The 14,685-nt window shown below is 35.6% G+C and carries 17 protein-coding genes; 10 read left to right on the plus strand and 7 right to left on the minus strand.

The window, feature by feature from the left end; translation table 11 throughout:
• Positions 1–13: 13 nt before the first annotated feature.
• The gene (treR, locus tag D8M05_RS17725) at positions 14–733 is read left to right on the plus strand and encodes a trehalose operon repressor (RefSeq protein ID WP_121134214.1); all 720 of its coding nucleotides are present in this window, start codon (positions 14–16) and stop codon (positions 731–733) included.
• A 50-nt stretch (positions 734–783) separates the two neighbouring features.
• Here the strand turns inward: treR and D8M05_RS17730 are convergent, their stop codons facing one another.
• The 4 genes from D8M05_RS17730 to D8M05_RS17745 form a co-directional block, all read right to left on the minus strand.
• Positions 784–1,644, minus strand: a complete 861-nt coding sequence (locus tag D8M05_RS17730) for a dimethylarginine dimethylaminohydrolase family protein (protein ID WP_121134216.1) — start codon at positions 1,642–1,644, stop codon at positions 784–786.
• 44 nt (positions 1,645–1,688) lie between these two features.
• Positions 1,689–1,874 carry a hypothetical protein gene (locus tag D8M05_RS17735; RefSeq protein WP_121134218.1) on the minus strand — a complete coding sequence of 62 codons (186 nt, stop codon included), beginning with the start codon at positions 1,872–1,874 and terminating at the stop codon, positions 1,689–1,691.
• A 256-nt stretch (positions 1,875–2,130) separates the two neighbouring features.
• Positions 2,131–3,081: an ABC transporter permease gene (locus D8M05_RS17740; protein WP_121134220.1), complete on the minus strand. Its 951-nt coding sequence runs from the start codon at positions 3,079–3,081 to the stop codon at positions 2,131–2,133.
• The gene (locus D8M05_RS17745; RefSeq protein ID WP_121134222.1) at positions 3,074–3,994 is read right to left on the minus strand and encodes an ABC transporter ATP-binding protein; all 921 of its coding nucleotides are present in this window, start codon (positions 3,992–3,994) and stop codon (positions 3,074–3,076) included. The genes D8M05_RS17740 and D8M05_RS17745 overlap by 8 nt, the downstream gene beginning before the upstream one ends.
• A 157-nt stretch (positions 3,995–4,151) precedes the next feature.
• On the opposite strand from D8M05_RS17745, the gene D8M05_RS17750 reads away from it, so the two are divergent.
• Positions 4,152–5,315: a CapA family protein gene (locus tag D8M05_RS17750; protein ID WP_121134224.1), complete on the plus strand. Its 1,164-nt coding sequence runs from the start codon at positions 4,152–4,154 to the stop codon at positions 5,313–5,315.
• A 251-nt stretch (positions 5,316–5,566) separates the two neighbouring features.
• Here D8M05_RS17750 and D8M05_RS17755 read toward each other — a convergent pair whose 3' ends face one another.
• Positions 5,567–6,259 (minus strand): DUF1129 family protein, encoded by a 693-nt coding sequence (locus tag D8M05_RS17755; protein ID WP_121134226.1) that lies wholly within the window; start codon positions 6,257–6,259, stop codon positions 5,567–5,569.
• Positions 6,256–6,588: a PadR family transcriptional regulator gene (locus tag D8M05_RS17760; RefSeq protein WP_121134228.1), complete on the minus strand. Its 333-nt coding sequence runs from the start codon at positions 6,586–6,588 to the stop codon at positions 6,256–6,258. Before D8M05_RS17760 ends, D8M05_RS17755 begins: the two co-directional genes overlap by 4 nt.
• Positions 6,589–6,761: 173 nt before the next feature.
• Between D8M05_RS17760 and D8M05_RS17765 the strand changes: the two genes are divergently transcribed.
• Together D8M05_RS17765 and D8M05_RS17770 are read left to right on the plus strand one after the other, a co-directional pair.
• Positions 6,762–7,583, plus strand: a complete 822-nt coding sequence (locus D8M05_RS17765) for a DUF368 domain-containing protein (RefSeq protein ID WP_121134230.1) — start codon at positions 6,762–6,764, stop codon at positions 7,581–7,583.
• A 19-nt stretch (positions 7,584–7,602) separates the two neighbouring features.
• On the plus strand, positions 7,603–7,923 hold the full coding sequence (locus D8M05_RS17770) for a thioredoxin family protein (protein ID WP_121134232.1): 321 nt from the start codon (positions 7,603–7,605) through the stop codon (positions 7,921–7,923).
• A gap of 12 nt (positions 7,924–7,935) precedes the next feature.
• Here the strand turns inward: D8M05_RS17770 and D8M05_RS17775 are convergent, their stop codons facing one another.
• Positions 7,936–8,571, minus strand: a complete 636-nt coding sequence (locus tag D8M05_RS17775; RefSeq protein WP_183072853.1) for a VOC family protein — start codon at positions 8,569–8,571, stop codon at positions 7,936–7,938.
• A 572-nt stretch (positions 8,572–9,143) separates the two neighbouring features.
• Here D8M05_RS17775 and D8M05_RS17780 point away from each other — a divergent pair.
• The 6 genes from D8M05_RS17780 (at position 9,144) to D8M05_RS17805 (ending at position 14,427) form a co-directional block, all read left to right on the plus strand.
• Positions 9,144–9,710, plus strand: coding sequence for a GNAT family N-acetyltransferase (locus tag D8M05_RS17780; RefSeq protein ID WP_121134236.1), 567 nt, complete (start codon positions 9,144–9,146; stop codon positions 9,708–9,710).
• Positions 9,711–9,740: 30 nt separating this feature from the next.
• A complete protein-coding gene (locus D8M05_RS17785; protein ID WP_121134238.1) occupies positions 9,741–10,433 on the plus strand; it encodes a response regulator transcription factor in 693 nt (230 codons plus the stop codon).
• A complete protein-coding gene (locus tag D8M05_RS17790) occupies positions 10,430–11,791 on the plus strand; it encodes a HAMP domain-containing sensor histidine kinase (protein ID WP_121134240.1) in 1,362 nt (453 codons plus the stop codon). The genes D8M05_RS17785 and D8M05_RS17790 overlap by 4 nt, the downstream gene beginning before the upstream one ends.
• A gap of 16 nt (positions 11,792–11,807) precedes the next feature.
• Positions 11,808–12,410 carry a PepSY domain-containing protein gene (locus D8M05_RS17795; protein ID WP_183072854.1) on the plus strand — a complete coding sequence of 201 codons (603 nt, stop codon included), beginning with the start codon at positions 11,808–11,810 and terminating at the stop codon, positions 12,408–12,410.
• Between the two features lie 784 nt (positions 12,411–13,194).
• On the plus strand, positions 13,195–13,728 hold the full coding sequence (locus D8M05_RS17800; RefSeq protein ID WP_121134244.1) for a PepSY domain-containing protein: 534 nt from the start codon (positions 13,195–13,197) through the stop codon (positions 13,726–13,728).
• 30 nt (positions 13,729–13,758) lie between these two features.
• Complete coding sequence (locus tag D8M05_RS17805; protein ID WP_121134246.1) at positions 13,759–14,427, plus strand: PepSY domain-containing protein; 669 nt, start codon at positions 13,759–13,761, stop codon at positions 14,425–14,427.
• Positions 14,428–14,685: the final 258 nt, after the last annotated feature.

Genomic DNA, 14,685 nt, shown 5'->3' on the forward strand with positions numbered 1-14,685 from the left:
GAGGTATGTTTGTATGACAGTAAGAAAGAAATACTTAAAGATTTATCATGAACTCGTGAAAAAAATTCAAACAAACGTTTGGCCTAAATCTACGCTGCTTCCTTCAGAAAATGAATTGGCGCAGATGTATCAAACATCACGAGAGACGATTCGAAAGGCATTAAATTTACTTGCGCATCATGGTTACATTCAAAAGATCCGTGGGAAAGGGTCTGTTGTTATTGATATTCACAAATTTTCATTCCCCGTTTCTGGAATTGTTAGCTATCATGAGTTAGCTGGCAGGTTAGGGTTTTCCAGTAATACAATTGTTGAGAACCTTGGTTATACCAATGGAGAAGACATACAGGAAACATTAGATGTATCGAATGAGGATAAAATATGGCATGTAACACGTATCCGTGAAATCTCAGGTGAAAAGATTATTTTAGACAAAGATTATTTTATCGAGAGTAAGGTACCGTTACTTTCAGAAGATATATGTAAGCATTCCATTTATCAACATATTGAAGATGAATTAGGAATGGTTATTGGCTTTGCTCAAAAGGAAATCGTGGTTGAAGAAGCAACGGAGGAAGATAAAGCCTTGTTGGACTTAGTCGGGTTTTCCAGTGTTGTTGTAATACGAAGTCATGTGTATCTAGAGGACACAAGTTTATTTCAATATACCGAGTCGAGGCACAGGCCAGATAAGTTTCGCTTCGTAGACTTTGCAAGAAGAGTGAAAAGTTAATTGAAATAAAATCACCCATGTTTTTATAACCTGGGTGATTTTTTCATTCATTATTCTCTTACTAATGGTAGGGAGCAGCAACGGAAACTTCCACCAGATTTAATGATCTCTGAAAATGCTACTTCAATAACATGGAATCCTTGCTTTCTAATCTCTTCATTCAAACGTTTGTTTTCAGGAAGGGCAATCATACGTTTATTACCTATTGAGAGTACATTTGTCCCTAAATTAAATTGTTCTTCTTCTGTAACTTCTATTAAATGATAATGTTCTTTCAAGACTTTAAGTGCATCTTGGTCAACACCTGGCGAGTAAATTATTGCAGTGTCATTACTAATAATATTAAAGACACAATCTAGGTGAAGGATATCCTCCCTGAATGGGATGGCATGAACGGTAAAGTCAGGTAAGTTATCTTGAAGGATACGTATTGCATCTAATGATGTTCTACTACTAACACCGACCCACACTTTATCATGATCAATAATTACATCTCCACCTTCAATGGGAAAGGTTTCTATCTTGTTGTATGCAATTTGCTGTTTGTCTAACCAATCCACAAGTACGTCTGTTTCGGGCTTACGAATATCCTTCTTCATAGAAGCGAGGAAAAGTTGATTTCCGATCGTAAAGCCAATGTCTCTTGTGAATACTTGTTCATTCAAGTTTTCCTTGGCTTTAAGTTTAATGACTTTTGCCCCTTCAGACTCAAGAGTTTGTACAAATTGATTGTGTTGTTCAAGGGCCGTATCTATGTTGATGTTTTCTTTTAAATAATGTCTTTGTGTTGTATTAATGACCTCTTTTATTGACATGAAATCTGGAGCAACAACGATAACTTGCTTTAACAAATCATATTCATTGAAGCAACGAACATTTGGATTTATTTCTGTAGAAGTTGAGTTTATCATGTTTTTCCTCCATTCGGTAATGGGATTTGGCCCTAAAAGTGAAGTCAAAGCTTGGATTTTCTTCTTTTTCTTTCATTAGGTATATATTTTGAATAATATGCTGCAAAGATAAGACAAACAAATGCTAATCCCCAGCCAGCAATACCACTCCAATATAAGTCTAAACGAATACCGGAAATAATGAAAATAACACTTAAAAAGATAAAGATTATTGTTAAATAGCGTTTCAAGGAAAACACTCCAATAGGAATTAATGATGTTAATACTATTTTTATATTCATAGTCATAAAAAATGTTAAAGGTAGTATTTATAGTATAACAAAATACATTATAATAATGAAAAAATACTTCCTCTATCTTGTCTTAGCCAAGAGGAAGTATTATTTACTAAGCGATGTCTAGTACTAACGCCCGGCGAAACTTTATTTCCTATGGTTCAGCCCAGTTCGTGCGTCGATAACAGAAAGTTTGCGCTTTTCTAAGTAATCATTGTCCTGCAACGTCCCTTTTGGCAAAGACAAACCATGATAAAAATTGGAAAATAGCATAGTAAATAATGAGCATAGTTATTGAAAAACCAAGACTCATTCCTTCAATAAACGGTTCTTTTCCGTTTGCATACTGGCTTAAATCTGTGTTTGCAAAAAGGATGTATTTTGCCCATTCCTTTTCCATAAAGATTGCTACAATTGTATTTCCAGCCATCATTAGGAATATTGCTGTCCCTATTGCTAACGAGCTATTGCGGAAAACAGTCGAAATCATAAATGCGAAGGTTGTCATCATGATAAGATTTACGAATCCGTATCCTAGACTTGAAAGGATTTCATTGATAGCGGAAACGTGAAGGTATTCGCCATTTTGTTCCAGTACAATAGAAGAATCAAATCCATTCACCCCGAAGAATAGTGCACCAATAATCCAGGAAAATAGGATCAAAAACACAGAAGTAACTAGAGCAAATATAAGCACAGCTATATATTTAGATGCTAAAATTTTTGACCGTGAAATTGGTCTAATTAATAATTGCTTAATCGTACCCCATCTAAATTCATTTGCAACGATGCCAGCGCCAATTATTATTGTGAATAAACTAACGATTGAAAGTAATCCAGTATTTTCAAATGAATAGTCCCATGTCGTATAACTTGGTTGAATGTCATTTTCTAAGTAGAAGTCATTCTTCTCATATTCCCAATTTACGTAGCTTCCGTCGCCTGCGACTGCACCCATTTCTTCTTCAATCGCAGCATTTTCCTCTTCTAATACTTCCCGCCAATTGTCCCCTGCATACCTTTCATTTGTATTATCAAAGGAATTTGTTAGAACTGCTCCCCCAATAATCAAACCTGCCAATATAATATACATAGCCCATGTGGACTTGCGTATATATATTTTAAACAATTCATTGTAAATTAAATTTATTAAATTACCCAATTGTATTCTCTCCAATCAAATCAAAGAATTTATCTTCGAGTGTCGTTTTTGAAACGCTAACCTGATAAATAGCTATATTGTGTGCAACCAATGTCTGGATAATTTCAGGAACCTTTTCCTTCTCACACTGAAGGGAAAGACTTGAATCTGTTTGAATTGTTTCCAAGTTATGCTTTTCTTTCAGAATGGCAGCAGCTTTATCAATTGGAGTGATTTCAAGTTCAACTTGTTTTAGATTTGCTTGATCTGTAGTCTCGTTAACGTTTTGAATAGCTATTAGTTCTCCATTTTTAATAATGCCAATCCTGTCACACATTAATTCTATTTCTGATAAAAGATGACTAGAAATAATAACTGCAACGTTTTCCTTTGTTGCAAGATTCCGTATGTACTGTCTGATTTCTCGTATTCCAGCAGGATCAAGCCCATTTGTCGGCTCGTCTAGAATTAAGATAGAAGGTTTATGTAATAAAGCTTGTGCAATCCCTAGTCTTTGCCGCATACCTAGTGAATATTTTCCAACCTTTTCATTCATTACTTTTTCAAGCCCGACTAACTGTACAATTTCACTTATCCGTTCTTTATCTATACCTGGAATCATACGGGCGAAATGTGCTAGATTTTGTTTTCCAGTCATAAATGGATACATTTCAGGGTTTTCAACAATTGCACCGACTTCGCGAATGGCACCTTTAAAGTCACTTTTTATGCTCTTACCTGAAATTTTAATATCTCCATCTGTTTGATTCATTAATCCAACCATCATCCTTATGGTTGTTGTTTTCCCTGCACCGTTTGGACCAATAAAACCAAATACTTCTCCCCTATTAATGGTAAAAGTTAATCCTTTTATAATTTTCTTTTTACCAATCGACTTCGTACTGTTTACTAACTCCATCGCAACCTCTGTCACAACTATAACCTCCAATATTACAAACTAGTATATATACGGGTGAATAATGGAAAAAGTTTCATTAATTAGGTGACGAATCAAGTGAAATAGTGTAACTTTTTGTAATACATTTTTCGTTTAATGGTATGATAAGGGAAAACGATAGAGGAGATTTTTTATGGATAGGGTTAAACGATGGAGGGTATTTCTACTATTTCTTATTACGTTATTTCTAACAGCTTGTGGAGTTGAGGATGATGTGATTAGAAGTAGTGTACAGTCCCCTTTAAAAGAGGTTAGCCTAGAGCCAAAAGAACATCAGACATATGAGCAGGAAATAACACTTTCTGCAATTGGTGATATCTTAATCCATAGTCCAGTCTTTAAAGATGCTATGGGTAAGAGTGGGTATGATTTTACACCGATGCTTGATCGTGTAAAAGACTTCTTAAGCCGTTCCACCATTACGATTGCAAACCAGGAGACAATGATCGGTGGGGTGGAGCTAGGATTATCCTCTTATCCTTCTTTTAATAGTCCACAAGAAGTGGGAGACGCGCTAAAACAAGTTGGCGTTGATGTTGTGACACTTGCTAATAACCATACATTAGACCGTGGGGAAGCGGCTATTCAATCTGCATTAAAACATTGGGAAACCATTGATATGATGTATGCAGGTGCATATAAGGATCAAATGGATCGAGAAAATCTTCGAATATATGAAACAGAGGAGGGCATTTCAACAGCCTTCTTGTCTTATACGTATGGAACAAACGGGATTCCTGTTCCTGATGGGAAGGATTATCTGGTAAACCTCATTGATAAAGAGAAAATTGGTAAGGAAATTCAATTGGCAAAGGAAGAAGCGGATGTTATCGTTTTAAGTTTACATTTTGGTAATGAATATGAACGAATGCCAAATGAAGTACAGAAGGACCTCGTACAATATGCAGCTGATCAAGGTGTTCATGTTGTCATTGGTCATCATCCACATGTATTACAACCAGTCGATTGGGTAACAGGGGAGAACGGGAATAAAACACTTGTTGCTTATTCTCTAGGGAACTTTTTATCTAATCAGCAGGAATTATACCAGCGAATAGGTGGAATATTTAATTTCTCTGTTAAGAAAGTAAGTAAGGGTGAGGAAGTAGATGTGGAGGTTCATTCACCATCTTTTATCCCAACATATGTTACCTTTACACCGTACTTCTCTAATTATGAAGTGGTTCCCATGTATCAACTAACAAATACGGAATTGTCTGGAGCAGAAAATATATACCAGGAGATTAAAGCTCATATGTCCAGGTGGGTACCAGAGCTGGCGTTTCCAGAGGAATAAACAAAGAAACTAGGAAAAAATATATTATATCAAATCCGAACTAATCCTAATTAGTTCGGATTTGATATAAATTGTAAACATTCAATCTCATAATTAGGCGTTCAGCACATTTCTATGCCCCGAAGTAGAAATCATCATATCACTTACTACACATTTTATATCAACTGCGGATTATAGAAAGTTACTCATTTCATAATCATTCTTTAGTGTGAAAGTTTTTAGTTATGTCCTAGCTTCTTTGTTTTCATTAGTTATTTTGTAATTCGAAACTTCTTATTTAACAGGATACTTGTAATATAGAGAAGGATCCCTAGTATGATAAAGGTTGTAAAAGAAATCGTAATACGCATGCCAAATTCGGGCATTAGTATAAATGTAGCTACGATTATTCCGATAAATACCACACACATAAGCCATAGCCTAAAAAATTCTGTCCATTTTTTAGGCTTTTTCGCTTTAAAGGTTGAGTGCTTTATCCACTTGAATATAGCAATAACCCAAATGGAAAGACTGGCTAAACTTATTAGTATAATGACTAACCCTGTTCCTAGGGGAAATATGATACCGTTTGGTCCCAAATCGAACAGAGTGTGCATAGCGTATGATATGATTCCAACTGAAAGCATAACAATCGAAATGAGATTTACGACGAGGTAAATGCCGAATGTAACGTTTTTTAAGGTTCTTTCCCCAGGTATTTCCTCAATCACTTCATCACAATATGCCCTGAGATCTTTACCGAATACATCTTTTGCTGTCTTACCTTGTTCTTGCGCTTTTAGAAGGTGTTCAAGTAATTCTAGTAATACCTCTTCCGTCTGTTGTTCTGATTTATTTGCACAAGTACGTATATAAACAAGCATATCGCTATAATAATATTCATTTTCTTCCGTTAACTGTTTTCTCTTTTCATTATTGAGTTTAATAATTTCCTTTGCATTCATTTATCGTTACTCCTTTCGATAATTCGGTCAACAGGGGCTTTTATCGCGTTCCAGTGATGGGTAAATTCATCTAATGCATCATCTCCCGCAAGGCTTAATTGATAATACTTTCGCTTTGGTCCTGTGGGTGACTTTTTCATTTCTCCAATTATCAGTTTTTCCTTTTGGAGGCGAAGTAATATCGGGTAAATAGATCCTTCGCTAACATCTGATAAGCCAAATTCTTGTAACTTCATGGAAAGCTCATATCCATAGGTTGGACCTTGTTTAATAATCGATAAAATGCATCCTTCTAGAATGCCCTTTAATAGCTGACTTCGTTGTGACATTTCCTCATCTACCTTGTATAACAATATAGTTGTTCTGTTATAAGCTACCTTGCATTGCAAAGTAGCTTATCTTAAGTATAGAACTTTTTCTATATATTTCAAGTGTTTTTTGATATTATTAGGCTATGCGTGGAAAAATAACTAAGATGATACATAAAGGAGAATACTAGGTAATGGAATGGAAAAATATTTATCGTGGCCTCATTATGGGTGCGAGTGATGTAATACCAGGTGTAAGTGGCGGAACCATTGCTGTTTTGCTTGGTATTTATGACCGACTAATTGCTTCGATTAACGGCATCTTAAGCAAGGAATGGAAAAGGCATATTGGCTTTCTTATTCCGTTAGGGATTGGAATTGTAACAGCAATATTTTTATTAGCTAATGTTATTGAATGGTTATTTGAACATTATCCAGGACCGACTCAGTTTTTCTTTCTTGGTTTAATTTTAGGAGTTCTACCATACTTATTGCATAAGGCAGAAGCAAAAAAGAACTTCAAAATAAACCATATTCTACTTTTAATCGTAGGAATTGGTATTGTTGCTTCTATGGCATTTTTCAATCCAGTGGAAGGTGACATCATAGAAGATATTACGGCTTCAACCTATGTACTGCTTTTCTTCTCTGGATTTATTGGAAGTAGCGCGATGATTATTCCAGGAATTAGTGGATCGTTTATGTTACTTTTAATCGGTGTGTATTCAACCATTATATCAGCGATTAGTAATCTACAACTTGATATTATTGCAGTAACAGGATTAGGAATTGCATTCGGTTTTCTTGTAATGAGCAGAATAATTGAATACTTTTTAAAGAACTTTTTCACAGCAACATTTGCTATTATTATTGGTTTAGTGATCGGGTCTATATTTGTTATATTCCCGGGATGGCCGACAAGTACAACGATGGTTCTCTTAAGTGTAGCAACATTTGCGATTGGCTTGTTTGTTGCTTACATTTTAGGTAGAGTAGAATACAAGGATGAAAGTTAAAGATTGAGGAGGAACTGCGATGGAACATATTCAAACAAGAGATAAATTTAATGAAGTAATTCAAAGTGAACAACCAGTAATTGTAAAATTCTTCGCGGATTGGTGTCCAGACTGTAAACGAATGGACATGTTTATTGATGGGATCTTAGAAGAATTCAAAAACTATGAATGGTATGAAGTAAATAGTGACGAATTAGATGGAATTGCTGAGGAATATGAGGTAATGGGTATACCCAGCATCCTAATCTTCCAAAACGGAGAAAAACTAGCCCACCAACATAGTGCATATACAAAAACACCAGAATCTGTTACCGAGTTCTTACATCAACAATTAGGATAAAGGGAAAAACGATCATTTTTTAGGAAGAGTGATCGTTTTTTTTATTTGAAAACCGAATATATTTCCTGTAATCAGTAATGCATTCTCTAATCTAGCTGTGTGATTTTCTAGAGGTAATTTAAAGATATCCTCGTCTAGGCTTGAAGAATAGATCGTGTGAATAAGTTGTGAATTAATTAGATTCTTATCGCTCGGAAGATTTTTCTCCTTCTCCCATTCAATTAGAAATGGAGTGGGTGTGCTCGCTTTTGGAAATAGCATGCGCCATTTTAACCCTGTACCATCAGGCTTATTTCTGCTACCTGGAATTGGTCCTACATAGGACAGGTTGAGTGCATTAAAATAATTTAGATAATCATCCATTTGTTCGGTACGTAGTGCATATTGAATAGGACCCTCGAAATTCTTCTCATAAGCATCGACAAGTTGTTCAATTAATGGATTATCTGATTTCCTTGCGATTTCTTCATCGTAAATACCGAGCCATTCGATATAACATTGATTTCCGAAATAAGCTAAATAATTGTACGTACCCCAGTTTTTATGCTTTCCTCCTTCAACTACAATCACGTGATGCTTTTCACTAAACTCCATGGCAGACGTTTTGGGGGCTTTTGCGGCAATGACAATATGGTCAAGCGCTAACATGCTCTGTTCTCCTTTCTGATACATTTTTTAAAATTTAAATCATTTAGTGCAGGTAATAAAAAAGACTGTTCTTAAAGATTAACGGGTTTACATCAGAGGTGCAAACAAACCATTCGCAAACAATATCGCAGTGATATAAGCAATGCAGTCCTATCGTTGTTTGCGTTGAAAACTATAATTACTTACTGAAGATAATAAGTAAACCCGTTATCTTAAAGATTATTGTTATATTTTCAACTACTGAAAATATACTTCGAATTTGATATAAAATGTGAAGTAATACCGCACGTTGAAAATGTGTCTTGGCTTGTGTGCTTTAGATGAAAACGAAGCATAAAAGCCGAATTTGTATCTTGATAAACTTTTTCTGGAGCAAGTAATATCTGAATCTTGTTAGTGGCTTCTCTAAAGTACATGTAGTCCACATTTTATATTAATTGCTAATTATAAAAAACAATAAATTACGCGGAAAGAGCTCAAATTATTAATAAATCAGTATCTTCTGCTTATCGTAATTTTACCGACTTCTTAGTATAATGAAAAGAAATTAGTTTATAATCGGAGGGGTTTCTGTGAAGGATCCATTACTTATTGATTTCCCGCATGAATTTCATACAGAACGTTTATTTATACGAATTCCATTGCCTGGAGATGGAGAAGCTGTATATCAGGCGATGCAAGCTAGTAAAAATGAGTTGATTGAATGGTTGGAGTTTGCGAGAAATGAAGACCCACTAGAAACGGTTGAAAGGAATGTAAGGGAAGCGCATATTAATTTCTTAAAGAGAGATGACTTGCGTTTGCATATTTTCCACCGAGAAACGGGTGAATTTATCGGTTCAACGGGCCTTCATAATATTAATTGGAAAGTACCGAAGTTTGAAATTGGGTATTGGATTGATACGAGGTATAGCGGAAAAGGCTATATGACAGAAGCAATCGAAGGTGTTACGATGTATGCCCTTTATGCTTTAGGTGCGAATCGCATCGAAATACGTTGTGATACAAAGAACAAGAAAAGTAGAGCTATTCCCGAACGGTTAGGCTATACATTAGAAGGAATATTACGTCATGATTCCCTAGATACTAGTGGGATAAAACTAAGAGATACTTGTATCTATGCTAAAGTGAGAGAATAGTTGATTCTTCGGGAGAAAAGAGGAGAATGAATGAGTCAAGCAAAAATCCTAATTGTAGAAGATGAGAAGAAAATAAGCAGGGTATTACAACTTGAACTTGAATATGAAAACTATAAAACTGAAATTGCTGATAATGGGAAAGATGCCTTACGATTAATAAAGGAGAAGGAGTGGGATCTCGTATTACTCGATATTATGATTCCAGAATTAAGCGGCCTTGAAGTGTTACGCAGAGTGAGAAGAACAGATGACCATACAGCCATTATTCTATTAACAGCTAGAGATGAGATTCATGATAAAGTTAGTGGACTTGATTTAGGTGCGGACGATTATATAACAAAGCCATTTCAAATTGAGGAATTACTTGCCAGAATTCGAGTACATTTAAGGAAACCGAAACAAAATAAAGCAATGGCCGCGGGGCTCTCAGTTGGAGAATTAATGGTGGATTTGGATGGCCATGAAGTGAAACGGGCAGATAAAAAAATTGATCTTACCCCTCGTGAATTTGATCTACTCGTATGCTTGTTAAAAAACAAAAACATTGTACTAACGAGAGAACAACTCATTGAAAATGTGTGGGGCTATGACTATTACGGGGAAACAAATGTTGTCGATGTCTATATTCGTTATTTACGGCAAAAGATTGATAAAGGTTATCATGAGGCATACATTCAAACCGTAAGAGGTGTAGGCTATACGATAAAGGACCATAATAAATGAAGTTAAAAACAAAAATTCAGGCTTTTTCAAGCATGTTTATGCTCTTATTAATATTGCTAGTTAATACGTCCGTTTATTTTCTATTTAATAATATGACTGCAAATAGTGAGCTGAAACAATTAGCTGTACAAACAGATGATTTAGTTAATCTACTAAAAGAAAATCCAGAAGCCAACTCTGGTGAACTTATTAAAGCATACTTACCGTCAGACGGGATGATTCGCGTCATTGAGGAAAATGGAAATATGCTCGAGGAGAAAATGCGTTTATATGAGTACCATGACCTGCCTGGAGAATTTTCAACAAAGGAAAGCCAAAGCATTGTTTCTGTTAAAAATAATCCAGACATTGCAGTTGTAACGAAGCCAATTATTTGGAATTCGGGTACAAATGCCGGTGAAATTGTTACATTGCAAGTATCCAATCACTTGATCCCGTTACATGAAACGATGCAGACCTTATTCTATGTATTGGTTGTTTTATCTTTTGTGATGCTTATTCCTACGATAATTGCTGGGTCTGTGTTAAGTCGCTTTTTACTTAGTCCGATAAAAAAATTAATCGAAACGATGAAGGAAAATACGAAGCATGGAAAATGGAAGACAATTGATGTAGAGAATCGTTCCAAAGATGAGCTATATGAAATGGAAATGACATTTAATGAAATGATCGATTATTTGAAAGAGAATTATGAGAAACAGGAAATGTTTGTATCTAATGCATCCCATGAATTAAAGACACCAATTCAAATTGTTAAGGGTTATGCACAACTTCTAAAGCGAAGAGGGGTTGATCGTCCAGAATTACTTCATGAATCAATAGAAGCAATTGATTCTGAAGCAGATCGAATGAAGAAGCTTGTTGAGCAAATGCTGTCTTTAGCTAAAAATAAGGAAACCGTCTCAATGGAAAATGTTAATCTCTCATCACTTGCCCGAGATACAGCTGCTACATTTAAAGGTGCTTATGGAAGAGAAGTAAATGTCTTTGATGCTGTTGGAACACGAAATATATATGCAAACAGGGATCAACTTGAACAAGTAATCTATATTCTTATTGATAATGCAATAAAGTATAGTAATGGAAAAGTGGACGTCTATATTACAGAATTAAATAATGAGGTAATTGTGGAAGTAGAAGATTATGGTAATGGAATTTCTGAGGAGGAACAAGCACGAATTTTTGATCGCTTTTATCGTGTTGATAAGGCAAGAAGTAGGGACACAGGCGGTACAGGTCTTGGTCTAGCGATAGCAAAAGGTATTACAGAGATGCACCAGGGTGATTTAACTGTTAGAAGTGAAGTAGGCGAAGGTTCAACCTTTACATTGAAATTGCCAGTAATTGTTGAAGACTAGGAAGGAGGTAAGGCTTTTGAAAAAGAAAGTAGGTATTGGGGTCGCTTTAGTTGTTTTCGTATTGATTGTTGGGCTAGGTCTTATAAAACTAAATGCCTCTTCTCAGAGTACAATACTATCAACAGAAGACATCCGTCAAATTATTCAAAGCCAATATCCTGGTGAAATAACTGCATTGCAATTAAGTGAGAACGCAAGTGATTCGGTCTATGAGGCTGTCGTTAAGAACGGTGAAAATGAATATGTCATTAAATTGGACGGAAAATCGGGGGAAATCTTGAATCTCAAGCAAGAAATTGCTGGTGGGGATGAAATGGCGAAGAGTGAAGATGATGCGTTGGAAGATACGAATGCAGAAGATAACACGAATACTGATTTGGCAGAGGAAGATAAGGGAAATGCGATAATAAATTTAGATAAAGTGAAGGAAATTGCTCTGGAACAATTTCAGGGAACGATTGAAGAAGTGAACCTCGATGAAGATGATGGTCGGAAAATATATGAAATTAACATCGTAAACGGAGAAGATGAAGCGGAAATAGAAATAGATGCTTATACGGCTGAGATTATTGTAGTAGATATCGATATTGAAATAGATGATGAAGAGGACGATGACTGAGGAAGAGGCTGGGACAAAACGAAAACCTTCCAATCAAAAGACGAATATTATAGCATAGGAATCTCGGAATGTTAACTTTCTACAATTGAATGTTAATTCATAGTTGATGTAAAGTGTAGACTAACTTAATTCAGTATTGTTTAGCTCTCGCTTACACTTATTAATGCTATGTGCTGTAATTCGCTGCGGCAGAATGCTTCGCTTTCCGCGGGCACGGCCTCAGCCCTCCTCGGAAGAAGAACACTTCCTGTGGGGTCTTCGGACACGTGCTGTTCCCGCAGGAGTCTACGCATTCTGCCTACGCTATATTGAGTGCTCTAGATGTTATTAAAGCTATCGAACATAAAATTACGTTCTGGGCAGTTTTTCCTCCCAAAAGCATCGTTTTTTTAGTGGAAATCAAGTAGAGCAGGAGCTTAGTGGAGGAAACACACGAAGACTCCTACGGGAGGAAAGGCCTAGATGAGACACCGTAGTGCGTCAGCACGAAGGAGGCTCATCAGCCGCCCGTGGAAAGCGAAGTGTGTTTCCGGAACGGTGTATTTAGGAAAACTCTGAATTAAAGAAATCAACAATTTATACAAAGTCCTCCATTAATTTGAATTTAATGGAGGACTTAAACTTATAGTTCGGATTTTTCTTTACTAAATTTCTTATGTCCCAGCCTCTTTTTAGATGCTTTTATAATACTAATCCTTTTCTCATCAAATTCTAATCTTGTTCACAGGGTACTCTTATCTTTCCTGACTATGATGAAAGTAACAAATAAACAGGAGGTAATAACATGAATAAAAAAATGGGAATTGTCATTGCAACATTAACAGGAGCAGCAGTAATTGGATTTGGAGTGTATCAATCAGATGCAGCACAGGAAGAGCCGAAAATGAATGTTGATCAAATCGAGCAAATGGTGAAAGACCAGTATGATGGAAAAATCACAGAGTTAGAACTAGAAAAAGGGTTAAACAAACAAGTTTATGAGGTAGAGGTAAAAGCAAATGGTATCGAATACGATTTATACTTGGATGCTAACTCAGGTGAAGTATTGAAAGAAAGACAAAAAGAAGACGATGACATTGATGATGAAGAATTAAACACTTCCGATTCAAAGGATAACGTTATAGAAATTGAAAAGGTAAAGGAAATTGCATTAGCAGAGTTTGCAGGAACCGTTAAAGAAATCAATCTTGATGAAGACGATAACCGACTTATATATGAGGTGGAAATTAGAGATGGCAATAAAGAAGCGGAATTTGACATTGATGCTATAACTGGTGAAATCCTTAAAGTAGAAGTAGATACAGATGATGAGGATTGATAATATTTGTTTTCCAATAGGAGGGCATTGATGATGAAGAAAAAAGTATTGGCGATAGTGGGTGCAATGTCGACAGTGGTAATTATGGGTTTAGCTTTCTCACAATCAGGAGTAGTGAACGCTGGACCTAACTTAACAGTAGAAAATATTAAGGAGAAGGTTGGAAACCAGTATCCAGGAGAGATTACGGAATTGAAATTAGATAACAGGTCCAGTAATCCAGTATATGAAGTCGAATTAAAAATGGATGGAAAAAAATACGAGTTAGCACTAGATGGGAATACAGGTGAAATATTAAGGATAAATGAGAAATCTGCTATTCAAAAGTTACTAGATATAGAGGATAAGAAAAATAATCAAGAGAAAGTTGACTTAGTAATGAAGGAAAAAGAAAATACCAATGTAGAAGATATGCAACATGAGGAGAAAACTGAAAAAACTACAGAGAACAGTGACGATAAAGATGATAAAATGGCAAATAGTAAGCCAAAAGAAAAGGCGGTAATAGGAGAAAGTAAAGCAAAGGAAATTGCACTAGGACAATTCCCAGGATATGTTGAAGAAATTGAACTTGATCACGATGACGGTACACTTGTATATGAAATAAAAATTGAAAATAATAACGGAGACGCAGAGATTGAACTTGATGCTTATACCGGAGAAGTTATCGTTGTAGATATTGATATGGACGATGATTGATTAATAAGTAAAGCTACTAGGTGGGATAACCTAGTAGCTTTTTTCATAGTAGGAATTAGTTCAAACGTTTGTTTTAATCTAATATACAACAATAATTAGTTCAAACGTTTGTTTTAATTCAATACACATGAAAAATTGGGAGTGTAAACTAAACTGTGTAAGTAAGAGAGCGTACGGCTCTTACTTCGCAGTTTAGTTTTTTATTTGGTAGAATCAAATTATACGAATGGGAGGTTATTCTATTGGCTAAATCAAAGC

It is taken from the genome of Oceanobacillus bengalensis, from assembly GCF_003628445.1.
GTDB lineage: Bacteria > Bacillota > Bacilli > Bacillales > Amphibacillaceae > Oceanobacillus > Oceanobacillus bengalensis.